General features: G+C 67.6%; 20 protein-coding genes. 6 read left to right on the top strand and 14 right to left on the bottom strand.

Annotated features, from left to right (window positions below; translation table 11 throughout):
* Positions 1-7: 7 nt before the first annotated feature.
* Positions 8-787 carry a cell division protein FtsL gene (ftsL, locus tag FHR84_RS06465; protein WP_179534559.1) on the bottom strand — a complete coding sequence of 260 codons (780 nt, stop codon included), beginning with the start codon at positions 785-787 and terminating at the stop codon, positions 8-10.
* Positions 784-1,806 carry a 16S rRNA (cytosine(1402)-N(4))-methyltransferase RsmH gene (gene rsmH, locus FHR84_RS06460; protein ID WP_425489865.1) on the bottom strand — a complete coding sequence of 341 codons (1,023 nt, stop codon included), beginning with the start codon at positions 1,804-1,806 and terminating at the stop codon, positions 784-786. The genes ftsL and rsmH overlap by 4 nt, the downstream gene beginning before the upstream one ends.
* 601 nt (positions 1,807-2,407) lie before the next feature.
* Between rsmH and FHR84_RS23160 the strand changes: the two genes are divergently transcribed.
* Genes FHR84_RS23160 through FHR84_RS06445 form a run of 3 tightly spaced genes read left to right on the top strand, consistent with a single transcriptional unit; the run spans position 2,408 to position 6,965 of the window.
* A complete protein-coding gene (locus tag FHR84_RS23160; protein WP_179534558.1) occupies positions 2,408-3,481 on the top strand; it encodes an AAA family ATPase in 1,074 nt (357 codons plus the stop codon).
* On the top strand, positions 3,478-4,752 hold the full coding sequence (locus tag FHR84_RS06450) for a DUF58 domain-containing protein (RefSeq protein WP_179534557.1): 1,275 nt from the start codon (positions 3,478-3,480) through the stop codon (positions 4,750-4,752). Before FHR84_RS23160 ends, FHR84_RS06450 begins: the two co-directional genes overlap by 4 nt.
* Positions 4,749-6,965: a transglutaminase TgpA family protein gene (locus FHR84_RS06445; RefSeq protein ID WP_179534556.1), complete on the top strand. Its 2,217-nt coding sequence runs from the start codon at positions 4,749-4,751 to the stop codon at positions 6,963-6,965. The genes FHR84_RS06450 and FHR84_RS06445 overlap by 4 nt, the downstream gene beginning before the upstream one ends.
* 238 nt (positions 6,966-7,203) lie before the next feature.
* Here FHR84_RS06445 and FHR84_RS06440 read toward each other — a convergent pair whose 3' ends face one another.
* Positions 7,204-7,602 carry a DUF3040 domain-containing protein gene (locus tag FHR84_RS06440; protein WP_179534555.1) on the bottom strand — a complete coding sequence of 133 codons (399 nt, stop codon included), beginning with the start codon at positions 7,600-7,602 and terminating at the stop codon, positions 7,204-7,206.
* Between the two features lie 182 nt (positions 7,603-7,784).
* Positions 7,785-8,531, bottom strand: coding sequence for a class I SAM-dependent methyltransferase (locus FHR84_RS06435; protein ID WP_179534554.1), 747 nt, complete (start codon positions 8,529-8,531; stop codon positions 7,785-7,787).
* Between the two features lie 150 nt (positions 8,532-8,681).
* Between FHR84_RS06435 and FHR84_RS06430 the strand changes: the two genes are divergently transcribed.
* Positions 8,682-9,533: an AAA family ATPase gene (locus tag FHR84_RS06430; RefSeq protein WP_179534553.1), complete on the top strand. Its 852-nt coding sequence runs from the start codon at positions 8,682-8,684 to the stop codon at positions 9,531-9,533.
* A gap of 93 nt (positions 9,534-9,626) precedes the next feature.
* On the opposite strand, the gene FHR84_RS06425 is transcribed toward FHR84_RS06430, so the two are convergent.
* The 6 genes from FHR84_RS06425 to pgsA all read right to left on the bottom strand — a co-directional run bounded on the left by FHR84_RS06425 (position 9,627) and on the right by pgsA (position 14,889).
* The gene (locus FHR84_RS06425) at positions 9,627-10,904 is read right to left on the bottom strand and encodes a solute carrier family 23 protein (protein ID WP_179534552.1); all 1,278 of its coding nucleotides are present in this window, start codon (positions 10,902-10,904) and stop codon (positions 9,627-9,629) included.
* A 218-nt stretch (positions 10,905-11,122) separates the two neighbouring features.
* On the bottom strand, positions 11,123-11,971 hold the full coding sequence (gene pspM, locus FHR84_RS06420) for a phage shock envelope stress response protein PspM (protein ID WP_179534551.1): 849 nt from the start codon (positions 11,969-11,971) through the stop codon (positions 11,123-11,125).
* 6 nt (positions 11,972-11,977) lie between these two features.
* Positions 11,978-12,802 carry a PspA/IM30 family protein gene (locus tag FHR84_RS06415; RefSeq protein ID WP_017974136.1) on the bottom strand — a complete coding sequence of 275 codons (825 nt, stop codon included), beginning with the start codon at positions 12,800-12,802 and terminating at the stop codon, positions 11,978-11,980.
* A gap of 245 nt (positions 12,803-13,047) precedes the next feature.
* Positions 13,048-13,548, bottom strand: coding sequence for a helix-turn-helix domain-containing protein (locus FHR84_RS22800; RefSeq protein ID WP_179534550.1), 501 nt, complete (start codon positions 13,546-13,548; stop codon positions 13,048-13,050).
* A 205-nt stretch (positions 13,549-13,753) separates the two neighbouring features.
* Positions 13,754-14,251 (bottom strand): CinA family protein, encoded by a 498-nt coding sequence (locus FHR84_RS06405; protein WP_343075174.1) that lies wholly within the window; start codon positions 14,249-14,251, stop codon positions 13,754-13,756.
* Positions 14,248-14,889: a CDP-diacylglycerol--glycerol-3-phosphate 3-phosphatidyltransferase gene (gene pgsA, locus FHR84_RS06400; protein ID WP_179534549.1), complete on the bottom strand. Its 642-nt coding sequence runs from the start codon at positions 14,887-14,889 to the stop codon at positions 14,248-14,250. Before pgsA ends, FHR84_RS06405 begins: the two co-directional genes overlap by 4 nt.
* 278 nt (positions 14,890-15,167) lie before the next feature.
* On the opposite strand from pgsA, the gene FHR84_RS06395 reads away from it, so the two are divergent.
* A complete protein-coding gene (locus FHR84_RS06395; RefSeq protein WP_179534548.1) occupies positions 15,168-15,701 on the top strand; it encodes an amino-acid N-acetyltransferase in 534 nt (177 codons plus the stop codon).
* A 148-nt stretch (positions 15,702-15,849) separates the two neighbouring features.
* Entirely contained in the window at positions 15,850-16,365 is a 516-nt protein-coding gene (locus FHR84_RS06390) for a phospholipase A2 (RefSeq protein ID WP_179534547.1), read from the top strand.
* A gap of 213 nt (positions 16,366-16,578) precedes the next feature.
* Here FHR84_RS06390 and FHR84_RS06385 read toward each other — a convergent pair whose 3' ends face one another.
* The 4 genes from FHR84_RS06385 to dapA all read right to left on the bottom strand — a co-directional run bounded on the left by FHR84_RS06385 (position 16,579) and on the right by dapA (position 23,219).
* Positions 16,579-19,215, bottom strand: coding sequence for an FtsK/SpoIIIE family DNA translocase (locus tag FHR84_RS06385; RefSeq protein ID WP_218862293.1), 2,637 nt, complete (start codon positions 19,213-19,215; stop codon positions 16,579-16,581).
* Between the two features lie 471 nt (positions 19,216-19,686).
* Positions 19,687-19,926, bottom strand: a complete 240-nt coding sequence (locus tag FHR84_RS06380) for a hypothetical protein (RefSeq protein WP_425489863.1) — start codon at positions 19,924-19,926, stop codon at positions 19,687-19,689.
* Positions 19,927-20,550: 624 nt separating this feature from the next.
* The gene (locus FHR84_RS06375) at positions 20,551-22,146 is read right to left on the bottom strand and encodes a ribonuclease J (RefSeq protein ID WP_246300350.1); all 1,596 of its coding nucleotides are present in this window, start codon (positions 22,144-22,146) and stop codon (positions 20,551-20,553) included.
* A 128-nt stretch (positions 22,147-22,274) separates the two neighbouring features.
* Entirely contained in the window at positions 22,275-23,219 is a 945-nt protein-coding gene (gene dapA / locus FHR84_RS06370; RefSeq protein ID WP_179534546.1) for a 4-hydroxy-tetrahydrodipicolinate synthase, read from the bottom strand.
* Positions 23,220-23,366 lie beyond the last annotated feature (147 nt).

Below are 23,366 nucleotides of genomic sequence, written 5' to 3'. Positions count from 1 at the left end.
ATATTCGCTATTCCATCGACGGATCGTTCGACGAGGACCGGCCGGAATCCGCCGCGTCCTCGGAGTTCGCTTCCCGGCCGGGTTCGTTCCGTACGTCATCCGGCCGCCGGTCCTCCGAGGAGGTACCCTCGGACGGGGGACCCGAAGACGGGGGGTCCGGCATCGGGGCGGCGCTGGGCTCCCCGACCACGCGCACCGATCCGTCCGGAGCGACCACAAGATGAGCCGGATCCGGGGCGGGGACCATGTTCATTTCCTCGACCCGTTGTTGGATCTCCGAGATGGACCCCATCTTGCTGACCGAACGCATCAGGTCCTCCTTTCGCTCGGTCAGCGCCTGCACCCGTTCCTTCGAGTCCTGTATTCGGTACGAATTGCTCACGGCGGCGATCGACAACCACAGAGTGGTGACGATGCCCGCGGCCAGCACGACCATGGCAGTCCCCACGAAGGCGGCACGGGAGGTAGCCACTTTGCTCAACAACCGGTAGAAGGCACCGGCTCCCGAATGGAGGATTCCGCTTCCCGAGAGGCCGGGGCGCGAGCTCTCCTTCTCACGCCGGTTCTCCCCGTGGCGCCTCCCGCGCCGTTCGGAGTCCCGCTCGTCCGACTGCCGAGGCTCGGGTTGCTTGCCGCGCTCACGTTTGCGCTCGTAGGCGCGCTCCGCGGTGGCCGAACGAACACGCCCTCTGCGATTGGTCCGGTTGTTGCCGCGCTGCTCGGTACGTTGCCGTTGCCTACCGCTCTTCCGTTCCCCTTCGTTTCCGCCACGCGTCGGTGCCGTCATACCCCCTCCTGAATTCGCTCGGCGGCTCGCAGACGTACCGAGCTCGCCCTGGGATTGGCCGCGACCTCCTGCTCGTCCGCGAATTCAGCACCACGTGTGAGTACGCGCAACTCTGGGCCGTGCCCGGGCAACTCGACCGGGAGATCCAGCGGTGTCCGTGATTTGGCCCGTTCCGCGAAGGTGCGTTTGACGATCCGGTCTTCCAAGGAGTGGTACGACATCACCACGATCCGCCCTCCCCCGTTCAACGAGTCGATCCCCGCGGGAAGGGCACGCCGCAGCACCTCCAACTCGCCGTTCACCTCGATGCGCAGGGCCTGGAAGGCGCGCTTGGCGGGATGTCCTCCACTGCGCCTGCTCGCCGCGGGAACGCTGTCGTAGACCAACCGGACCAGCCGCGCACTCGTCACGAACGGTTCCCGATCGCGTTCCCGCACTATCCGCGCGGCGATCCTGGAGGCGAACTTCTCCTCCCCGTACTCACGCAATATCCTCGTCAGCTCGCCCCTCGAGTACGTGTTGAGCACGTCGGCGGCAGTGGTCCCCGCGGTACTGTCCATGCGCATGTCCAGCGGAGCGTCCCTGGAGTAGGAGAACCCGCGTTCCGCCTCGTCCAGTTGCAACGAGGAGACACCGAGGTCGAACAGAATTCCGTCCAGTCCGGACAAGCCCTGCTCGGCCAGGATCTCCGGAACACGGTCGGCGACGTCGTGCACCAGACGCACGCGTCGCGAATAGGGCTCGAGACGCCGGCGGGCCAGTTCCAGCGCCTCCGGATCGCGGTCGACTCCCACCACGGTCGTTTCCGGGAAGGAACGCAGCAGGGCTTCGGCGTGTCCGCCCATGCCGAGAGTGGCGTCGAGAACCACCCCGGGACGAGCACTCAGCACCGGCTCGAACAGCCGGACCGTCCGGTCCAACAACACCGGAAGGTGCCGCCGCTCAACGTCCGAATCCGACTCCGCGGAACCCGTCGTCCCGTCCTCCGCTTCGGAATCCCGTCCCGGAACTTCTGACACAGTGGCTTTTCCCTCCTCTTCGAACCGGCCGGGGCGGACAGGACGGGAATTCCTCTCGAACGGCCCCCCGAAGTCCACGCGCTCGTTCGTCCGAGTTCACGCCACCACGCGGCACGCGCAAAGCAGCGTTTCCCCGGTGTCTCTCCAACCCCGCCAACGGGCCGGCCGAACTCCGAAGCCGCTTTCCGAGCGGTGCGTCCCCTGCTCTCACCTACGCTACCGACAGTCACGCCGACCACGACGCCCACGGCGCGGCAGGACCCCGCGGAACTCCCCGCGGATCCACACCGAAAAAGATCTCCCCGACCAACGTCACATTACCCCACCCCGCCCCTTCGTCAACCGGAAACACCGGAGCCGCGAACGGAGAATCCCCACGATCGTGCGAAACCGGGAACATCGGGCCCCGCCCCGCGGGAGCGCACGGGTGAACTACTTCCCACCACGTACGGTGCTGGAACGCACGAGGCGATTTGAGACACTTCGGGACACACCGCAGTGCGAGCGCCTCGGGACACCGGAGCCGCTCGGCCGCTCCCGGTGCGGTCCGCCCGGCCCACGGGGCGGGTGCGGTGGCCAGCGAACGGCATCTGGAGGTTGTGTGACGCCCGAGACCAGCTCATCCGGCAGCGCCACGTCCACCGCGTCCGGGAGTGGGGCGACGCACGCTTCCCGAACGGGCCACCTCGCCGCTTCCGGAGACGCCCACACGGGGCTCCCGATCGAACGCGTCCACGACACGCTGCGCAAAATAGCGGAGAACGTGGAGAACGTGCTCGTGGGCAAGCGGGAAGTGGTGCGCCTGACGCTGGTGACCCTGCTGGCCGAGGGGCACCTGCTCGTGGAGGACGTTCCCGGGGTGGGCAAGACCTCCCTGGCCAAGGCACTCGCCCGTTCCGTGGACTGCACCACGAACCGAATCCAGTTCACCCCGGACCTGCTCCCCGGCGACGTCACCGGGGTCTCCGTGTACAACCGCCGCTCGGAAACCTTCGAGTTCCGGGGCGGACCGGTTTTCGCGAACATAGTGGTGGGCGACGAGATCAACCGGGCGTCGCCGAAGACCCAGTCGGCCCTGCTCGAGTGCATGGAGGAGAACCAGGTCACCGTCGACGGGCACAGTTACCCGCTCGGCTCCCCGTTCATGGTGATCGCCACCCAGAATCCGATCGAGCTCGAGGGCACCTACGCGCTGCCCGAAGCGCAACGGGACCGCTTCACCTGCCGGGTGTCCATCGGCTATCCCGACAAGCAGGCCGAGCTGGCCATGGTCGACGAACACGCGAGCACCGATCCGCTCGACGGGCTCTCCCCGGTGACGGACGCGTCCGAAGTGACCGAGCTGTTGGCGACCGTGCGAAGGATCCACGTGACCACCGAGCTCCGGCGCTACGCGATCGAGCTGGTGACGGCCACCCGCGAGCTGGCCGAGCTGCGCCTGGGGGCCTCGCCGAGGGCCACGCTGCAACTGCTCCGCGCGGCACGTGCCCAGGCCGCGCTGAACGGGCGGGACTTCGTCACGCCGGACGACGTCCAGGACGTCGCCGTGCCGGTGCTCGCGCACCGCCTCGTGCTGACCGGGGAGGCACGTGCGTCCAGGCAGAGCGGCTCGGACCTGGTACGGCAGCTGCTTGGGCGCATTCCGGTTCCGCGCGGTACGGACACCGCACTATGAGGCTCGGGGTGCTGTCCGGACTGACCGTGCGGGGGCGCTGCCTGCTGGCCGCCGCGTGCGCCGCCGTCGTCTGCGCCCTGGTCCTCGACGAGCGGGACCTGCTGCGGGTGGCGGTCTTCGCGGCCGCGCTCCCCCTGCTGACGCTGTCGATCAGCGCGCTGGCCAGGACCGGTCTGAGGGCGGGCAGAGAAGTGGAGCCACGCAGAACGGAGGTCCACGCGAGCGCGACCGTGCGGTTGCGACTCAGCTCCACGGGCAGGGTCCCGCCGAACGGTTTGGTCCTGATCGACGAAGTCCCTCCCCTGCTCGGTGGTACGGCGCGTTACGGACTCGGCGGTTCCGTGGGCAGGAACGGAAAAGTCGTGGAGTACACCGTCCGCCCCGAGCTGAGAGGCATACACCAGCTGGGACCACTGCGCTGCAGAACACGTGATCCGTTCGGGTTGTCGGTGTTCGAGAAGGAGATCGCGGGTGCGGACCGACTGGTCGCGGTCCCCGAGGTCTTCCCGCTGACCGGACTCCCGGTGGCGGGGAACGGACACGGAGGGGAGGACTCCGGGCGGATGCGTGCCGGTCCCGGCAGTGACGACAGCACCATCCGGGAATACCGTCACGGCGACGACATACGACGCGTGCACTGGAAGTCGACGGCGCACCGCGACGAACTGATGGTCCGCGTCGAAGAAGGCCCCCAGCGCGGCGGAGTCACCGTGCTGCTCGACCACAGGGCCTCCGCGCACCGGGGAACGGGGGCGAACTCGAGCCTGGAATGGGCCGTGTCGGCCGCTGCCAGTATCTGCCTGCACCTGCGCGGACACGGACAACGCGTGCGTCTCGTCAGCACCTCCGGCCGGCGCGTGGCAGCAAGCGGCTCTCCCGTCTCGGATGCGGAGAACGAACAGGACGACGAATCGGTTCTGGAGGCCCTCGCGGCCCTGCAGCCCTCGGCACGTCGCGAACTCCCGCCCGGAGGAGCTTCCGAGACCGACCGTGATCTCATCGCGATACTCGGACGTACCACTCCGGCGGGGGCGGGAGAGCTGGCTTCGGCACGTTCCACCGGTTCACGCAGCGCGGCGATACTGCTCGACGTGGAAGCCTGGACCGACGAACCACAGCAGCGCGGCCTTCCGGCCGGGACGGCCCACCGTCTCCGCGCCTCGGGATGGAACGTGACCACGGTCGCCGATCCCTCCTCACCCGTTTCCCTCGTCTGGGAAAGCCTTTGCGAACAGGGCCCCTCGCTCGATCCTCCCCGGACCGGCCCATGAACCGAAGCGCCGCGCACACATCGGAGACCACCGCCACGGCCGTGGCGGTGGTCTCCGTACTGCTGACCTCGACGACGTTCTCGGCGGTGCTCGCGGACTGGCGGTGGTTCCCCTCCGCGACGTTGACGGCGGTCGCCGTGGCCGGGACCGGGGCCGCGGCACGGATGACGCGCGCACGCTCGTGGGCTCTTCCGGCCCAGCTCGTCGTGCTCGTGGTGATGCTGACCGCCCTGTTCGGGCAGAACGCCCTCCTCGGAGCGCTGCCCGGCCCCGCGACGATCGACAGGCTGTGGAGCCTGCTCGGAACAGCGATCGGGGTGGTGCGGACCGGGGTGCCTCCCGTTCCCGCCGACTCGGCCATGCGGTGCCTGGTGGCTCTCGGTCTGGGGCTGGTCACCTTCTTCGTGGACAGAATCGTCGTCGCGCACCGCGCACCGGCGGTGGCCGGTCTCGTGCTGCTGTGCATGTTGGCCGTCCCGGCGTCACTGGCCGACCTGCTGCTGCCGTGGTGGACGTTCCTCGGCAGTGCGGTGGGCTTCGCGGCGCTGCTGCTGCTCGGTCGCCCCGGACACGTCCGGCGGACCGCGTACACCTCTGCCGCGGCTCCCGCGCTACTGCCCGTGACCGTGGTCTCCACCGCCGCCGTGATCGCCCTGCTCGCCGGAACCGCGTTCACGGGGGTGGGGACCCAGGGGAGGCTCCCGGGAACGGACCAGGAGTCCCCCGGGCCCGGCACCGGCGAGATCGGACTGCGGCCGTTCACCTCGCTGCGCGGACAGCTCTCGCGGGACGACGTGGTGGAGCTGTTCCGCGTGGAGGGGCTGCCCCGGGACGCGTACCTCCGCGCGATGACCCTGCGGCGCTTCGACCCGAACCAGGGGTGGAAACTCGACGGGCTGTCCCGGGGTGTCGCGATGGACGGACAGCTTCCGATGCCCCCCGGAGTGGAACGTTCAGGAGCCGGTACGGCCCGTGTCCGGATCGACCCGGTGGGGTACCGGGACGCGTGGTTACCGATGTTCGGCGTCCCCGCGGAGGTCTCGGGGACCGGAGCGGGTTGGCGGTACGATCCGGCCTCGGGAACGGCGTTCACCCGGGAAACCCCGGACACGGACAGTTATACCGAACTGGCGGCCTTCCCTGATCCGAGCGAGCAGGAGCTCCGTCGGGCCTCCGGGGAGGACTCCGTCTCCCCCGCCTATTCGAGCACGGCGGGAATAAGCCCCCGGGTGCGCGAACTGGCACGGCGGATAACCTCCGAACAGCACAATCGGTTCGACAAGGCCGTGGCCCTCAACCGGTACTTCACCGACCCGTCGAACGGCTTCACCTACGACCTGCGGACCGCGCCCGCCTCCTCGGAGAACGCGCTGACCGATTTCCTCTTCCGCGGCAAACGCGGCTACTGCGAACAGTTCGCCTCCGCGATGGCGGTACTGCTGCGCTCCGTCGGAATCCCCTCCAGAGTCGCGGTCGGATTCACCCCCGGCGAACGCGAGGGAAACCAACGGGTCATCACCACCGAGGACGCGCACGCATGGGTCGAGGCCTTCTTCCCGGGCCAGGGATGGATCACCTTCGACCCCACTCCCCTGAGTGACGACCGCGCGTCCACCCCCTCCTACCTGGAGTCCGAGGACCACCGGCAAACAGGGGGGAACGACTCCGCCACCTCGGGCGCCGAACCGGAGACGAGCCCCTCCGAGGGCGCGGAAACCACGCGGCCGGACGAGTCGGGCAACCCCCCGTCCGTCTCACGGGACGACCGGACACCAGTCGGGCCGTGGCTGCTGCCGCCCACGGCGGTGCTGCTACTGGTCGCCGGTGCCACAGCACCGGCCCTGATCAGGAACACCCGCAGGCGGAACAGGCTCTCCCGCGTGGCAGCGGGCGCTCCGGAAGCCACCCGCCTCGCCTGGCGCGAACTGCTCGACGAGTTCACCGATCGTGGGACGGGGCCGATCCCCAGCGAGAGCCCTCGCGGAACCTCGGAACGCCTGATCCGGCAGTACGGCCTCGACGAGGACAGCGCGCGAGCGGTGCGACGGTTGACAGCGGAGATCGAGCGCGCACTGTACGCGCCGCAGGGCGGCGGTGGCGTCTCCACGGCGGAACTGACCACGGCGGTGGAGGGCATACGACGCTCCAGGCCGCTCACCAGGAAGGAACGAATCTTCCCCCGGTCGGTGATATCCGGACGCGGGGGACGGTGAACCGAGCGCTCCCCCGGGAGCGGGAACGTGAGTCGCGCGCTCCGCACCGGCTCGATCCCGGAGAGCGACATCCTCCGGGCGGAGGGTGGAATCACGTCCACGAGGCGGACACGAACGTGAAAGAGGCGCGGTCGTCACCGCACTGGAGCACGGAAAGGGCCCGGATCGTCCACTCGACCCGGGCACCCGGACCGCTCCGGCCGACCTTCCGGCCCCACACCGGAGCGGCCCACGATCACTACTGTTCGAAACGCTTGCGGAAGCGGTCTTCCAGACGCTGCGTAAGGGAACTCCCCGTCTTGCGTTTCGCACCGGACGAACCACCACCGCCGGACTGCGACTCGGGTTCTTCCGCGCTACCGCGCATCGCGAACAGGACGATCACTGCTCCGCCGAACATCACGAGGAAGCCGACCACGCTCACAACGGGTATCCCGGCCGCCGTGACCGGAAGCACCACGCCGAGCACCAGTAGGATCAACCCCAACACGAATACGGCGATGCCCTGCAGGCGACGCCGCTTGGAGGGTCGATGCAACCGCCCTCCACGCACGTTGGAGGCGAAATTGGGGTCCTCGGCGTAGAGCGCGCGCTCGATCTGGTCGAGCATTCGCTGCTCGTGCTCGGAGAGTGGCATGGCTCCTCCTCCGGCACACTAGGTCCGTGTCACCGAAACCCGAGGACTCCGTTCCACGGAGTTCCGGTGAACGCTTCTGGGGGCGTCACATTCGAGGATACGGTCCCAACGACGAGACGACTACCCGGTCCCATTCCCGTATCCATGATAACTGCCCAACATCATCCTGTGGGGGGATTTTCTCACTGCACCGTGTGATTGTGCGGGACTCGGGCCAAGCCGTGCAGCCTGGTCGCTATGTCCCGCAGGGGCGGATGCGCCGCGGCCGCCATCTCCAACCCCTCCAGGGCGTCCCACGCGCCCGGAGTCGACTCCAGAACCGACCCCGGAACCAGATCGCTGACGACCCCCTGCCCCTGAACGGCTTCCACGGTCAACCCGGACTGGTCGAGCACCCGCCGCAACAGCTCGGTGTCGAACCGGCGACGCACCGTCTCCCCGGTCGGGCCGTCCATACGCCCGTCCGGGTCGTTGAACAACCGAAGGGCCTCGGAGACCCTTCCGGTGAGCGCACGACCGAGAACCGCCGCGTACCTGTTGGCCACCAGCACCGAGACGGCTCCTCCGGGCACGGCGGCCGTACCGAGTGCCCGCAGCGAGACGGCCACGTCGTCGACGTACTCCAGCAGACCGTGGCCGAGAACGAGATCGGCGCCGCCGGAAGGTGCCGCCGACTGCAGGGCGTCGGTGTCCCCCTGCACGGCGAGCACGCGATCCCCCACTCCCGCGTCCGCGGCCCTGCGGCGCAGGGTCGCCAGAGCGTTGGGGCTGGGATCGACGACGGTGACCGAACAACCGGAGGAAGCCAACGGCACCGCCCACACTCCGCTGCCGCCTCCGACATCGAGAACCTCCGGCACACCGCCGCGACGACGGCGAGCTTCGGCCAACTCGTTTTCCAGCACCCGGTGCACGGCGTCGGACTTCATGGGGGCAGCGTAATCTTCGGTCCCGAGCGCGACGACATCCGGCGGGCGGTGTCGACCCGCATCCGCCGTTCTCCGCCCGGAGATCCGCGTGCCCGATCCGCTCGTCGAGCAGCGCGCCACGGGAGCTTGCGGAGTCCGTAGGCTACGGGCGTGCATACGGTGGCGGTACTGAGCCTCAAAGGTGGCGTGGGAAAGACGACAGTGGTGCTCGGGCTGGCTTCGGCGGCCATGCGCAAGGGCGCCCGCACTCTCGTGGTCGATCTGGACCCCCAGTGCAACGCGACGGCTTCGTTGGAGCCCCGATCCACCACCAAGGGGCTGAGCGACGTACTGGCGGACCCCACTGCCGAGACGATCACGCAGGCGGTCGCTCCCAGTTCCTGGGGCGATGACGTGGACGTGCTCGTCGGTTCGGAGGATGCCGAGGTCCACAACGGTCAGGAGTCCGGTGAGAGCAGGCTCAACCGGCTCACCGAGGCACTTTCGGAACTGACGTCCCGCTCTCCCGAGGAGGACGCCCCTTATCAGCTCGTTCTGCTGGATTGCCCCCCATCGCTCGGTCGGTTGACCCGTTCGGCGTTGATCGCCGCCGACAGAGCGCTGCTGGTCACCGAACCCACGATCTTCGCCGTATCCGGGGTGCAACGCGCCTTCGAAGCCGTGCAGGCCGAGCGCACGACGAACAATCCACGCCTGCAGCCCCTCGGGGTCGTGGTGAACCGGGTCCGCGCACGCTCGCACGAGCACCAGTTCCGCATCGAGGAGTTGCGGGACATCTTCGGGCCGTTGGTCATGCCGGTGGCCTTACCCGACCGACTGGCGGTGCAACAGGCCCAGGGAGCCTGCGTGCCCTTACACCAATGGGGGACCCCCGGCGCGCGGGAGGTCGCCCTGGCGCTCAATCTGCTGCTGGCCAGAGCTCTACGCGCCGGACGCTCTCGCCGAGCACGGGACGAGGACGAACCCGAGCGGGACGCGGAGGACGAGCTGGACGAAGCATGACGCCTCCTCGTGCTTCCTCCTCCCCGACCACGTCCCGGAGGGGTCGTCCGGGCACGGAAACACCGCCCACGAGCGGCGGGCGCCGGTTCCACGTCATCCCCGGGAACCGCCTCGGGAGGCGTCGGCCAGCGCACGCAGCATGGGGTGGACCAGCACGATCACCAGCGAACCCCACACGAGACCGCTCAGCCGAACGTTTCCGACGGTCAGGGTCAGATCACCCGCACCGGCGATCAGGGTGGTTCCCAGCACCCCCAGGTTGACCGGATCGGTGAAATCAACACCGGCGTTCAGCCAGATACGCACCCCGATCAGCACGACCATGCCGAGCAAAACCATCGCCGCGGCCCCGACCACCCCGGTGGGAACGGTGTCCAGCAGCGCGGTGATCTTCGGGGAGAATGCGAGGCACATCGCCGACAGAGCCGCGACCACGCAGGCGGCCGTGGAATACACCCTGCTCGCGGCCAGCACCCCCATGTTCTCGGCGTAGCCGATCAACCCCGGTCCACCGACCGAGCCCGAGAACGTGGTCGCCAGACCTCCACCGATCAGGGCGTCGCCGACGCTGCCGTCCAGATTCCTCCCCGTGGTGGAGGCCACGGCCTTGACCATCCCGACCTGGTGTGCCGCCACAACGATCACCAGCGGGATCACGAAAGGCGTGACGGACAGGTGCAGTTGCGGTGCGATCAGTTCGGGAAGGCCGAACCAGGCGGCGTTTCGCAGTTCGTCGAGGCGCGCCGCGGACAACGTCCCGGTTCCCGCGGCGTAGAACCACCCGGCCAACATGCCGAGCAGCACGCAGCCACGGGCGAGCAGCCCGCGTCCCAGCACCGTGAGCAACAACGTGACCACCACGGTCACCGCGGCGGGTACCGGAGTCCGCTCGAAGGAGGTCGCCGAGTACGTTGCCATCCCGAGACCGACCAGAACGATGACCCCTCCGGTCACCACGGGAGGAACGGCGGTCTCCAGCAGCCGGACCCCCAGAGCCTTGACCGCCACCCCCAGCGCGGTCACGAGCAGGCCGACGACCACGATGCCGCCGATGAGGGCTCCCGGTCCCGCCCCGGACCTCTCCGCGGCCGCTCCCAGCGGCACGACGAAAGCGATCGAAGCTCCCAGATAGGCGGGCACACGGTTCCTGGTCAGCAGCAGGAACAGGAGCGTGCCCGCACCGGAGGTCAGCAGGGTGGTCGAGACGGGCAACCCGGTCATCCGGGGAACCAGAACCGTCGCCCCGAACATGGCGAACAGGTGCTGGAATCCCAGCCCGACCGTCAGCGGCCAGCTGAGCCGCTCGTCCGTAGCCACGTCCTCGCCATCGGGCGGTTGTCGACCGTTGCCGCGCACGGCCCACAAAGCCACATCGTCCTCCCCCGTACGTCACTTCCGAGCGAAAGCGGACGGCTCCGCACAACAGCCGCGAAGATTACTATTTCACAACACTTGTTGGAACCATCGGGAAGTTCCGCACTGTGCTCCCGGAGAACGTACCGAGTGACCGCTTCGGACCCACCGTCCCCGGAAGGGACGCGCGGAACCACGGCAGGGTTGCCCGTGGAGCCGGGCTCACCGGAAGAAGTTCACTCCGAGCTTCCCCGCTCCCGCTCGGAGCGGGACCGTTCCCCGGACAACTCGCGCAACCCCTCGGCCAACCCGGCCAGACGGTCCGTGGCGTCCTGCATCCGGTGATCGCGTCGATCACTGTTCCCGCCCGCGGCGATCGCACGTCCCGCGGCGGCCACCAGGGCTCCGTAACGCTCGACTCCGTCGTCCAGTTCCGAGCGCATCCGCCGGATCTCCTCCTCCAGTTCCCGGCGCTGCTCCCCCGGCGCGTGCTCGACGGTGTCCTCCACCGCCTCCAGGCGGTCGGCGACCGAACGCAACGCGGCGGCGACATCCGCACCGGTGGAACGCGCTCCCGAGACCGGATCACCGCCCTGTCCGAACCCGGCGTCCAGCCGGTTCAACGAGTCGTACAAGCTGCGTTCGGCGTCGGCCAACTGCCGCATCGGTTCATAGGCAGCCGAGGTCCGCGAAGGCAGGCGAGAGGGTTCAGGAGGGGACTCCGGAAGCGGCGTCCGCTTCAGTCGTCTGTAGCGACGAACAGCGCCAACAGTGCCCACACCGGCGGCGAGGGCGATTCCCCCCAGACCGAGCGAAGCCAGATCGAACAGCGTCTCACCGGCCGGTTCGCCCGGCAAACCGAGGGTCTCCGGTGCGTAGGCCAGGTAGGCCCCGCCTCCGAACACCCCCGTGGTGGTTCCGCTGCCCACGGCCAGCCGTTTGGCCCGTTTCCGTCGTCTGATCAGCCGCGCCCTGGGATCGCGCCAAGCGGCGACCTTTTGTTTGATGTTGGTGAGCACAGGGCCACGCAGCTGCTCGAGCGCGTAGTCACCCCAGTCACCGGATCCGGAGTCCCGCCTGCCCACGATGAGTCACGCTTGGTCGGACTGAGAATTCTGCTGCGGCGGGTTCTGCTGTCGCGGAGCCGGTGTCGAGTCGGTCTGCGAAGCACCACCCGAGACCTGCTGCTGGTCGTCGGTCCCCATGGAAGCCCGGATCTGAGCCAGCCGGTTGACTCCCGCCGCGTCCGTGGCAGCCTGCTGAACCTCCGCCATCCGCCCCTGCACACTGTTCTGCGCCAGGTCGGCCTGACCGAGCGCCGTGGTGTAACGCTGTTCGATCTTGTCCCGCACCTCGTCGAGCGAAGGGGTGTTGCTCGGCGCGGCCATGTCGTTCATCTGCCGCAGCGAACCGGCCACCTGCTCCTGCATCTTCGCCTGTTCCAGCTGACTGAGAAGCTTGGTCCGCTCGGCGATCTTCTGTTGCAGAACCTGCGAGTTGCGTTCGACAGCCTGCTTGGCCTGATCAGCCGCCTGCAAGGACTGATCGTGCAGATTCTTGAGGTCCTCGACGCCCTGCTCGGCGGTGACGAGCTGACCCGCCAACTGCTGCGCGGTCTCCTCGTACTGCTGAGCCTTCGCCTCGTCGCCTTCAGAACGAGCCTGGTCGGCCATGTTCACCGCCTGGCGGGCCGACGCCTGCAGCTTTTCGACTTCGTTCAACTGCCTGTTGAGCTTCATCTCCAGCTGCCGCTGGTTCCCGATGACCGAGGCGGCCTGCTGCGACAGGTCCTGGTGCTGCCGCTGAGCTTCCTCGATGGCCTGCTGGATCTGCACCTTGGGGTCGGCGTTCTCGTCGACCTTGGACGAGAACGACGCCATGAGGTACTTCCAGAACTTCACGAACGGGTTGGCCATCTCCTCCGCCTGCTTTCTGTCCTACCGGTTGCGCCCACGCTGGGAATCCACGCCGATGGGACGCGGTGCCGACAGTGCCGGCGCGGTTTCCCTCCGGCGTCGCGACACTTCACGCCACGCACCGAAAACGGCTACCGACCTCAGCGTCTCCCCCCATCGTGTCAGCTCGGTCGAACAGCTTCCACCGAACCCCACGGATCCGCGAGTTTTCTCCACGGAGCCGCGGGGGAAGTTCCGGGTCGGTCTCAAGCGGCCACAACCACCCCGTTGGAAGTCCGGTTCGGCGGATTTATCCGCTGACTGAGCATGGGCTGCAACCTGCGGTCCTGCTGGTCGGTTTCTCCCTCGAAGGAATCCGAATCTGATTCGGAATACACCTGGGCCCCTTCCGGCTCGCTTTCGGCCATTCCGGCCTCGGCGAGTTCGGAATCGATCAGGCTGGGCACCAGCCTGCCACCTTCGAGCTCGGCGGGCGCTGTCTGTTCCACCACCGAAGGCGCCACCACCGTCTCCGGGGAGTCCAGGTCACCGGCCACGGTCACGAGCAGCTCGGGCAGTGGAAGGTCCAGCGCGTCGCAGATGGAGCCGAGCAGTTCGCTCGACGCCTCCTTGCGACCGCGTTCCACCTCGGACAAGTAGCCAAGACTCACCCGGGCCGCGCGCGAAACCTCCCGCAGGGTACGGGACTGGGCAGCCCGCGCGCGGCGCAGTCGCTCCCCGACTGCCTCCCGCAACAACACGGTCATCGCGCGCCTCCATTCCGTCGCCTACATCCTGCGCGACGCGTCAACGCCCCACACTACTCAACGCAACGCCAAAGTACGCCCCGTTCACCACGACTCCGCCGAGGGCGAACGCGTTTCAGCCAAAAGTTGGAGCCTGTAGCACCAATATCCCACGAAGCGAGAGAAAGCGCGTCGTCGCCGCACATCACGCCGAGCGCACCCGAGTTCAACGCAACAAGGCCTCGAAGTGTTCCAGGGCCGTGACAGCGGCGGTGTGCCGTATCTCCTGCCGGTCTCCCACCAACCGGAGCGTGTGCACGACGCTTCCCCCCGGCCCCGCGAAACCGAGGTACACCGTGCCCGGGGATTTCCCGTCCTGGGAGTCCGGCCCGGCCACCCCGGTCAGTCCGATCCCCCAGTCAGCACCGCAGCGCGAACGAGCCCCCTCCGCGAGCTGCTCGGCGACCTCCTGGTCCACCGCACCGCGAGCGGCGAGCAGTTCCGGATCGACCCCGGCCAGACCGCTCTTCAAATCGGTGGCGTACACCACCAGCCCGCCCCGCACGGCCGAGCTGGCCCCGCCGACCTCGGTCAGCATCACGCTGACCAGCCCCGCGGTCAGCGATTCGGCCGTGGCGACCGTCCGTCCGGAGCTACGCAGCAGTTCCAGTACGCGGGCGACCCGGCGGTGCCGTTCGACGCCTCGGCCCGTCCGCTCCGTCACCCGTGCCCCTTCCTGGTCCGACGGCTCAACGCCCTGAGCCGCACCGCGCGCACCACGTAGTCCGCACCCGTTCCCACCGTGGCCACGACAGCCGCACCCATGACCATCCACTTCAGCGGATCGGCCGAGTCACCGAGCGGCAGCAGGTACAGCCCGATGGCCACGGCCTGCAGCAGGGTCTTGAGCTTTCCCCCGGGAGAGGCGGGGATGACGCCGTGCCGAATGACCCAGAACCGCAGAACCGTGACGAACGTCTCCCGAAAGATGATCAAACCGCTCACCCACCAGGGGAGCTCCCCCAGGGCGCTCAAACCGACCAGCGCGGCCCCGGTCAGCGCCTTGTCCGCCAGCGGGTCGGCGATCTTGCCGAAGTCCGTTATGAGACCGCGCCTCCGGGCCAGTTCGCCGTCGATCCGGTCGGTCACCGAGGCGAGCACGAACACCGCGGTGGCGATCCACCTCCAGAACGGCTCCTGGCCGCCCGCCCAGAACAGCACGACCAGGAAAACGGGCACGAGGATCAACCGCGATGTGGTCAGCGCGTTGGCGATGTTGACGAGAGGCGTGCCCCGCTCGTCCCCGTCGGCACCGCCCGAGCCGGAAGCGGCCCGGTTCGATGCCGCACTGTCCGCTGTCATGACAACTCCTCGAACCGATCCTGTTCACTGCGGGCGTCGTGTGTCGCGCCGTGTCCAGGATCAGTGACGACGGTCGCACCGTCCACCTCGGGGCCCGGAACGGGGCTCACGAGCGGCTTCACCCCTTCCTCTCCCGGACGCGAACGAGGACCGCACGACCGTGGCCGCCCCCGCCCCGCTCCCGTCGGGAGCGGCGAACACGGCGTTCCCACCGCCGAGGACGACCGGAACTCTCGCCGGCACGCGACTCGCCCACCGTGTTCGGTTAAAATCAAAGTATGCATTCCTATGCGTCCGCCGGGATAACAATACGTCGTGCGCGGATAACCGACGTCCGGACCATCAAGCAGCTGGTGGACACCTACGCCGGACAGGTCCTGCTGGAAAAAGACCTCGTCACGCTCTACGAGAGTATCCAGGAATTCTGGGTGGCCGAACAGAACCACGGCGACGGCTCCACGAACCTCGTCGGCTGCGGCGCGCTGCACGTGCTCTGGGAGGACCTCGGCGAACTACGCACCATCGCCGTGGACCCGTCCGCCCGCGGACACGGCGTCGGACACCGAATGGTGCGGAAGCTGATCGAGCTGGCGAACGAGCTGGGCCTTCCGAAACTGTTCGTGCTGACCTTCGAGACCGAATTCTTCGCCAAGCACGGATTCGAACCGATCAGCGGAACCCCGGTCTCCCCCGAGGTGTACGCGGAGATGCGCAGATCGGCCGACACCGGGGTCGCCGAATTCCTCGACCTCCCCTACGTCAAACCGAACACGCTCGGCAACACGCGAATGCTGTTGCAGCTGGAACCCTGACATCCTCCGCACATCCCTCTTTCGAACGAAAATTCCGTGAATCCGGGAAGAAAACCGCCTGAACAACACCCGAAAGCACCAAGCGAACGCTTGCTAGGCACGGTAGGACTGATCCGAACCGAATCGTCCACCGCGAGGAGAAGTCCCCGTGTCCTCCCGGAGAAACCGGCGCTCAAGCGCTCCGCCGGCCCTGCTCATCGCCCTTTGCGCCGCCCTCCTGAGCGGCACCACCGCACAGGCCGCCACCGATTCCTGGGACCCGCGTCAGGTCACCGATCAGTACCTGTTCGAGGTCTCCCTGGAAGAATTCGTCCAGATCAGAGAAGCAAGACCTCACCCGAACGAGTTGGACTGGTCCTCGGACGCGTGCTCCTATTCCCCCGACGAGCCTCTCGGGTACGAATTCACGGAGAGCTGTCTCCGGCACGACTTCGGGTACCGCAACTACGAGAACCAGGGGAGGTTCACCGAGGACAATCGGCTGAGCATCGACGACAATTTCCGCGCGGACATGTACTCGGCCTGCGCGGGCGACACCGCATGCGAACGCGCTGCCGACGTGTACTACTTCGCCGTCAGGCAGTTCGGCGCGAGCAGCGACAACACGGCCGAAGCCGTGGACAGGGCGCTGTCCGCGAGCGGGAAGGAGCACGCACCAAGCTGACCCCTTCCCGGACCACGGAGTTTTTCCGGCCGGTTGGCGCAGGTGGTCGCTGAGCGGAACCTCCCACTGGCTCTCGGGTGGCTGCCCGGCGAGAACGGCCCCGACGTCGTGTGGAACCGCTACCAGGTGTCGGGGCCCCCTCAGCCGGGCGCCGCCCGGGGATCCGCCAAGCGAGCAGCCTGCCGAGGACGAACAGAGAACTTCGACCTCCGCTCAGTCCTCCGCCTCCTCCTGCGGTGGCGGACCTCCCCGAATGGAGTTCAGAGCCCCTTCCAACTCCTCCGGTTTGACGAGCACCTCCCGTGCCTTCGATCCCTCCGAGGCGGCAACAACGCTCCTCGACTCGAGGAGGTCCATCAACCTGCCCGCCTTCGCGAAACCGACCCGGAGTTTGCGCTGCAACATCGAAGTGGACCCGAACTGGCTGGTTATCACGAGCTCAGCGGCCTGCAACAGCACATCCAGGTCATCGCCGATGTCCGAGTCGACCTCCTTCTGCTGACCCGCCTTGGCGGAGGTCACCCCGTCGGCGTAGTCGGGCTCGGCCTGTTCCTTGGTGTAACCGACCACCCGGTGGATCTCGTCGTCACTGACGAAGGAGCCCTGAACGCGGGTCGGCCGCGCACCTCCCATGGGCAGGTAGAGCGCATCGCCCATGCCGATCAGTTTCTCCGCGCCCGCCTGATCGAGGATCACCCGCGAGTCGGTGAGCGAGGAGGTCGCGAAAGCCAACCGGGAGGGAACGTTCGTCTTGATCAGGCCCGTGACCACGTCCACGGAGGGACGCTGGGTGGCCAGCACCAGATGGATTCCCGCCGCACGAGCTTTTTGCGTTATCCGCACCACGGCGTCCTCCACGTCGCGGGGAGCCGTCATCATCAGATCGGCCAGCTCGTCGACGATGGCGAGAATGTAGGGGTAGGTCCGGTACTCCCGTTCACTCCCCGGCGGAGCGGTGAGTTCACCGGAACGCACCTTGGCGTTGAAATCGTCTATGTGGCGCACCCTGCTGGCCTGCATGTCCTGGTACCGCTGCTCCATCTCCTCGACCAGCCAGCCGAGCGCCGAGGCCGCCTTCTTGGGCTCGGTGATGATGGGAGTGATCAGGTGGGGGATCCCCTCGTAAGGCGTCAGCTCGACCATCTTCGGATCGATGAGGATCATCCTGACTTCCTCGGGAGTCGCCCTGGCCAGCAGGGAGACGAGCATGGAGTTGACGAAGCTGGACTTGCCCGATCCCGTCGAGCCCGCGCACAACAGGTGCGGCATCTTCGAGAGGTTGGCCGTCACCATCTGCCCCTCGATGTCCTTGCCCAACCCCATGACCAGGGGGTGGGTGTCCTCGGCCGCCTTACCCGAGCGCAGGACGTCCCCGAGCCGAACCATCTCGCGATCGCTGTTGGGCACCTCGATCCCCACGGCCGACTTACCGGGTATCGGGGCCAGCAGCCGAACATTGTCGTTGGCAACGGCGTAAGCGATGTTCTTGGTCAGCGCGGTGATCTTCTCGACCTTCACGCCGGGCCCCAGCTCGACCTCGTAACGCGTAACGGTCGGGCCCCGCACGAACCCGGTCACCTCGGCATCGATCTTGAACTGCCGCAGCACGCCGTTGATCGCCTCGATTACGGCGTCGTTCGCCTCGCTGTGCCGCTTCGGCGGATCGCCCTCCTCCAAAGCGTTCGGAGGAGGAAGCCGGTAGTTCCCCTCGACGGCACGGGTGATCGTGAGCTGCTGTGGCTCCTCGGGAGCGGACCGCTCGGCCGGCGCCGAGCTCGAAGAGGACTTCGCGGCAGCGGATTTCGGTGTCTCCCGCTCCGCGGTGCTCCCCGGGGAGGTGGCCGCGGCCGCAGTCCGTTTCCCGGAACCGGAGGCAGCCGTGTCCGCCGCGTCCTCCGGGGCCGCCGCGTCCGGTTCGGTCTTCTCGCTCATGGAAGCCTGACGACGCCTCGCGGGACGACGCAGTCTCGCACCGTCGGGATCGGACGGAGCCACCTCCCGCTCGGTCTCGCGTGACTGGTCCGCCTCCTCCGGATGGGCCAGTTTGCGCAAACGTTCGGGCACGTCGCGAACCGCGGTTCCGGTGAGCAGCAGTACGGCGAACGACGAGACCAGCACCAGAACGGCGACCGCCACTCCACCGGTCATCCCGTCGGCCAGCGGTCCTCCCGCGACGTAACCGAGGAACCCCGCGGCTTCCGGCCAGTCGGAGGCCTCACGCGGAGCCCCCGTCCCGATGTGCAGCACGCCGAGCGCCGCGAACAGCAGCAGGGCCGTCCCGACCACCATCCTCGGCCGTGCCTCCGGGTTGTTCTCGGTGCGCATGAGCAGCACGGCCACTCCGAACAACACCAGCGGAAGCACCAACGAGGCCGAACCGATCACCGAACGGAGCACCCAGTCCAACCACTGCCCCACGGGACCGCCGGCGTGCCACCAGACGCCGGCCGCGGTCACCACCGCCAAGGCGATGAGGATCAACGCCAGCCCGTCACGCCGGTGCGCGGAGTCCAGTTCCCTGGTTCTGCCGATGGTGCGCAGCACGCTGCCCGCCGCCCGGGCGATTCCACGACCGAGTTCGGAGCCTCCCGAAGAGCCACCTCGGGAGGAGCCCCTTCCCGCCGTGCTCGCCTTCCCGGAACCCTTCGGGGAAGTCCTGCCCGAACGGGAGCCATTCCTCCCGGAACTCGCCTTCGCACCGGAATTCGCGGGCTTCTTCCCGCCGGCCCCGGAACCGGAAGCCCGGGAACCGGCGGATCCGGACTTCTTCGTTCCGGAACCGGACGAACGACTCCGCGCACCGTTACCGCGCGCTCCCGTGGACCCCTTGTTCGTCGCGCCGCTGGCCATGCTCCACACGGTATCGGTGCTCCGCTGCTCGTGTAACACCAGCCGAACGGGAGTCACCACGCCCGTTGGCGAGAACCGGTGCCCACGGTCGCCCGTGCCGGAGCCGTACGACGTCACGACACGCCGCCAGCGCCGAAAGCACCACACCACTCCTCGGCACAACAGGAAAGCATCGATCCCCCGTCCCAGAACAGCGCTCGGCGCCGCACGGCCGTGCGGCGCCGAGCGCTCCCCCTCCCCTGATGTGGCTTCCGATCGTCACGGCTCCCGTGTTCCGTTCCCGCGGCCGTGCCCACCCCGGCAGCACGGCCACGGTCCGGTCAGCGTCCCTCCCCGTACGCGAAACGAGTCCCACAGCACGTTCGCGCACCGTCCGCTGACGGCAGCCGTCCGCGAATACGGGCCACATCACGCTTCGCGGCGGGTTCACCGGTGTTCCTCGGACACACCGGTGAACCCACTCCGGTCACCTCAGTGGTCCACGATGGGCGCGTTGACGCACTTGGTCTTATCCGGTGATCCGATCGGCGCGACCAAGCCGAGTACCGCGACGTCGTTGTTGCAGAGTTGAATCGGCAACACGCTCACGTTGTTGTCGTTGAGCAGGTTGATGCCGTCGTTGTCGTGACTGTCGGCCATGGCCGGTGTTCCCATGGCCATCAAACCGGCCGCAGCGGCCGACGCCGCGAGGAAGCTAATCGTTTTACGCACGATCGGACCCCAATCTACTGTGACTGTGGTGCGAGCCGGCACAACGAGCGGAAATACGAAAACTTCCAGGAAAGCTATCCGCCGACCGGCTGTTTCCACAGTGGCACTGTCAGGTGGAACGAGCGCGCTCACTCACACTATCGAGCCAGCAACACCACTCGACCGTGTTTCTGCAAACAATACGTAAGTACGACACGCCGAGAAGAAAATAATGTCCACTCCCTCGAAAGAGGGAAGACCGACGAAAAAGAAAGGCGGTTCTGTTCCCGTGTCGAACCGGATACCGAGTCCACCACGAACCGAGCTCGCACGAGCCCGAAAGACGCCGACAGTTCCGCACCTTCCGAGCACGGACGCGGTACGGGGAAACGCCGAACGAGAACCACCCTGCGGCGGATCACCTGTGTTCCCCGGTCGAGTTGTTGCTCGGGGGTGGGGGTTCTCCCTCGGCGCGGGCAGCGTCGAAACACACCACCCAAGCAGTCCGCACCGCCGCGGGGCCTCCCGCGCGGACGTCCCCGACATCGTGCAAGCCAGTCACCCGATGTCGGGGCACCCGCTCACGGGACCGCGAGAGGTTCCGCTCAGCAACCAACCACGCCAAGGCCGGACGGAGGGCGCCGGTCAGGAATCGACGGGCAGCACGTTCGGCACGATCATCGGCTTGCGTCGATAGGTGTCGGCGACCCACTTGCCCACGGTGCGGCGCACGGCCTGTGCGATGCGATGAGTGTCCGTGATGCCTTCCGACTCGGTCCTCGAAAGCTCCATCTCGACGAGGGGGGAAACCTCGTCGAGCGCCTTCGGGTCATCCGAGAAGCCCCTGCCGGAGACCGTCGGCGGAGAAACCGCGCGACCGGTCGTCGCATCCACCGCGACGGTGATCGAGATGAACCCGCCCTCACCGAGCACGAGGCGGTCGGACAACGTCGACTCCCCGACGTCGCCGACCGAAAGACCGTCCACGTAGACGTGGCCCACTTCCACCCGGCCTGCGATGCTCGCGATCCCGTCGACCAGGTCCACGACGACACCGTCCTCGGCGATCACGACGCGGTCCGACGGAACACCGGTGAGAGTGGCGAGATCCGCGTTGGCCTTCAGGTGTCGCCACTCCCCGTGCAGCGGCATGACGTTGCTCGGGCGTACCGCGTTGTACAGGTAGAGCAGCTCCCCGGCCGAAGCGTGCCCCGAGACGTGCACCTTGGCACTGCCCTGGTGCACGACCTCGGCACCGAGCCGGACGAGACCGTTGACCACGCCGAACACGGCCGTCTCGTTGCCGGGAATCATCGAGCTGGCCAGGATGACCGTGTCACCCTGCTGGATCTTGATCTGCTTGTGCTCTCCCCGGGCCATCCGCGACAGGGCCGACAGCGGTTCGCCCTGTGAACCGGTCGAGACGAACACCACCGAGTCGGAGGGCATCCCCAGGGCCTCTTCCAGGTTCACGAGCAGCCCCTCGGGCACCCGCAGGATCCCGTGCTCGGCGGCGATGCCCATGTTCCGCACCATGGAGCGTCCGACCAGACACACCTTCCGCCCGTACGCCTCGGCCACGTCCAACACCTGCTGGACGCGATGCACGTGACTGGCGAAGCAGGCCACGATCACACGCTGGCTCGCACGTCCGATCACCGAATCCAGCACCGGACCGATCTCGCGTTCGGGAGTGACGTAGCCGGGCACTTCGGCGTTGGTGGAATCCACCAGGAACAGATCCACGCCTTCCGCCCCCATCCGGGCGAAACCGGCCAGATCCGTCAGCCTGCCGTCCAGCGGAAGCTGATCGAGTTTGATGTCCCCGGTGTGCAGGGCGGTACCCGCCGGGGTGCGTATCGCTACGGCCAACGCGTCCGGGATCGAGTGGTTGACCGCGAAGAACTCCAGATCGAACGCACCGTGCTCGCTGCGCTGTCCCTCGGCGACCTCGATCAGTTGCGGGGACAACCGGTGCTCCTGGCACTTGGCCGACAGCAGCGCGAGGGTGAACTTGGATCCCACCACCGGAATGTCGGGACGCAGTCGCAGCAGGAACGGCAGCGCCCCGATGTGGTCCTCGTGCCCGTGGGTGAGGACCACGGCCTCGACCTCGTCCAACCGACTCTCGATCGGACCGAAATCGGGCAGGATCAGATCGACACCCGGCGCATCGTCTTCCGGGAACAGCACACCGCAGTCGACCAGCAGCAACCGACCGTTGTACTCGAAGACGGTCATGTTCCTGCCGACCTCGCCGATGCCGCCGAGCGCGACGATCCGCAGGGCTCCCTCCTGCAACGGTGGGGGCGCCGGACTCGCCGAGGTCGGTGCCACGGGATGTTTCTCGGTCGACGTTGCGCGTGTTGTCAACGCGATGTCACCTCGGTTGCCGCATCGGGATTGACCAGGACCAGACCAGCATCCCACAGGTCGCTGGTGATGACGCGCACCTGTTCGTCCGTCGCGGAGGGCAACGGCAGGCGCGGCTGACCGGTTTCGTAGCCGCAGAGACGCATGGCCGTCTTGGAGAAGATGACGCCCCCCACGAAGTTCATCGACCGGTACACCGGAAGCAGCCCGTAATTGATCTCACGTGCAGTGGCCACGTCGCCGGACTCGTAGGCGTCCAGCATCTGCCGCAGCCGGTCACCGACCACATGGGCGACCACGCTGACGAAACCGACCGCTCCGACGGACAGCCAGGGCAGGTTCAGCGGATCCTCACCGGAATAGTAGGCCAGGTCGGAGTTCGCCATGACCTCGCTGCCCGCCAACAGGTCGTGCTTGGAATCCTTGACCGCCTTGATCCGGGGGTGCTCGGCGAGCCGCTTCAGCGTGTCGTTCTGGATCGGCACCACGGACCGCGGCGGGATGTCGTAGAGCATCACCGGCAGTTCCGTCGCATCCGCCACCGTGGTGAAGTGCGAGTACAGGCCCTCCTGAGGAGGCTTCGAGTAGTACGGTGTCACGACCAGCAGTCCGTGCGCCCCCGCCTTCTCGGCCCCGCGCGCCAGTTCCACGGAGTGCGCCGTGTCGTTGGTGCCTGCGCCGGCTACCACGGTGGCCCGGTCCCCGACCGCCTCGGAGACCGCTCGCAGCAGACGTTCCTTCTCCTCGTCGGTCGTCGTCGGGCTCTCGCCGGTCGTGCCGTTGACGACCAGGCCATCGTTGCCTACTCGATCCACCAAGTACGTGGCCAGCTGCTGGGCGTGATCCAGATCGAGCCGCCCTTCCGAGTCGAAGGGGGTCACCATCGCCGTGAGAACTCGTCCGAAAGGACGACCTTCGGTAGCTGTGGGGCACACGGTCATGACTGTCGACGCTACCTCCTACAGGGACTCTCCGGCGCGGCCCGTGCCGGGAGGCGGCCGAACGACTCGTCGCCGACCGGAAACATCGGCACGTTCGCGGCCGCCACCGGGCGTTGTTCCGGCTTCGGACGGGACACGCGCCGATTC

The organism is Actinopolyspora biskrensis (genome assembly GCF_013408175.1).
GTDB lineage: Bacteria > Actinomycetota > Actinomycetes > Mycobacteriales > Pseudonocardiaceae > Actinopolyspora > Actinopolyspora biskrensis.
The sequence above is the reverse complement of the archived record's forward strand: the minus strand, read 5'-3'. Positions and strand labels throughout refer to the sequence as shown.

Coding starts and splice junctions, on each gene's coding strand:
- ftsL (WP_179534559.1), bottom strand. CDS start 787: ATGACGGCACCGACGCGTGGCGGAAACGAAGGGGAACGGAAGAGCGGT.
- FHR84_RS06450 (WP_179534557.1), top strand. CDS start 3,478: ATGAGGCTCGGGGTGCTGTCCGGACTGACCGTGCGGGGGCGCTGCCTG.
- FHR84_RS06445 (WP_179534556.1), top strand. CDS start 4,749: ATGAACCGAAGCGCCGCGCACACATCGGAGACCACCGCCACGGCCGTG.
- FHR84_RS06440 (WP_179534555.1), bottom strand. CDS start 7,602: ATGCCACTCTCCGAGCACGAGCAGCGAATGCTCGACCAGATCGAGCGC.
- FHR84_RS06435 (WP_179534554.1), bottom strand. CDS start 8,531: ATGAAGTCCGACGCCGTGCACCGGGTGCTGGAAAACGAGTTGGCCGAA.
- FHR84_RS06415 (WP_017974136.1), bottom strand. CDS start 12,802: ATGGCCAACCCGTTCGTGAAGTTCTGGAAGTACCTCATGGCGTCGTTC.
- FHR84_RS22800 (WP_179534550.1), bottom strand. CDS start 13,548: ATGACCGTGTTGTTGCGGGAGGCAGTCGGGGAGCGACTGCGCCGCGCG.
- pgsA (WP_179534549.1), bottom strand. CDS start 14,889: ATGACAGCGGACAGTGCGGCATCGAACCGGGCCGCTTCCGGCTCGGGC.
- FHR84_RS06395 (WP_179534548.1), top strand. CDS start 15,168: ATGCATTCCTATGCGTCCGCCGGGATAACAATACGTCGTGCGCGGATA.
- FHR84_RS06385 (WP_218862293.1), bottom strand. CDS start 19,215: ATGGCCAGCGGCGCGACGAACAAGGGGTCCACGGGAGCGCGCGGTAAC.
- FHR84_RS06375 (WP_246300350.1), bottom strand. CDS start 22,146: ATGACCGTCTTCGAGTACAACGGTCGGTTGCTGCTGGTCGACTGCGGT.
- dapA (WP_179534546.1), bottom strand. CDS start 23,219: ATGACCGTGTGCCCCACAGCTACCGAAGGTCGTCCTTTCGGACGAGTT.